Source organism: uncultured Aquimarina sp. (assembly GCF_947495315.1).
GTDB lineage: Bacteria > Bacteroidota > Bacteroidia > Flavobacteriales > Flavobacteriaceae > Aquimarina.
Map to the genome: position 1 here is coordinate 1 of NZ_CANLYD010000040.1, position 898 is coordinate 898.

Annotated in this window: 2 protein-coding genes; both read right to left on the reverse strand. The window is 35.0% G+C overall.

The annotated features are described in order from the left end of the window. The coding region (locus tag Q0910_RS28485) for a transposase (RefSeq protein WP_299224226.1) at positions 1-336 on the reverse strand (336 nt) is incomplete at its 3' end. 142 nt (positions 337-478) lie between these two features. Further along, positions 479-832, reverse strand: coding sequence for a transposase (locus Q0910_RS28490; RefSeq protein ID WP_299224229.1), 354 nt, complete (start codon positions 830-832; stop codon positions 479-481). Between the last annotated feature and the right edge of the window lie 66 nt (positions 833-898).

Sequence of the window (898 nt, forward strand, 5' to 3'; positions counted from 1 at the left end):
GTCTATAGCTTCCCAACGATGTTTGATTCTAATATCTTGTAGGGCTTCCAAAGCTAGTTTTTGTACGTGAAAACGATCTGTAACTTGTGTAGCTTTAGGGAAACATTTCTTAGCAATGACCTTCATTGAATTAGCCATATCTAAGGTAATTTCTTTGACTTTATCCCTAAGTGATTTTGGGATTTTAAGTAATTGTTCCAGAATTGGTTCTACCTTGGTTCCTGCCAGAATAGCTACAATAGCTCCTTTCTTACCTTTAGCACTTTTATTGGTGATGATGGTATAAAGTTCTCCTTTGGAAAGCGCAGTCTCATCAATAGATAGATACTTGCCCATATTCTCAGGAAAAACCAACCATTCTTTGGCGTGGGACTTATCTTTCCATTCTTTAAACTCACTTAAGTAATCCCGATATTGACGCTGTAACTTTTTTCCATTGACTCCATAAAAATCACCAATGGTGTGACAATCATTAGCTCTAGTAGTGATTAAGTACTTTTAAAAAAGCAGCAAACTCTACGGTCATACGAGTTCCCTGTGCCACTAAATCCCAATCTCTTTGAACAACTTGTGTGGTATTCTTATCTAACCAACGACGACGTTTGATATGAAGATAAACTTGTTTGCCTCGAATAGGAAAATCTTGAATGGTAATCTCTTTATGAAATCCGTCAGAGATAACTACTCCAGATGAAAACTCTTTTGGAATATCTCTCTTCTCTTCAAAATATAAATGAAGAATATCTTTATCTGTTTGGTGTTTTACAATATCAAAGTGAGTAATTAATAATTCTGGTAACAGAACCTTCAGTAAGTCAATATATGGATCCAATCGTTGCTTTTTTTTGCAAAGATCTTATTCTATTTCCAATTCACACACAACTTTTGAGAATGATCC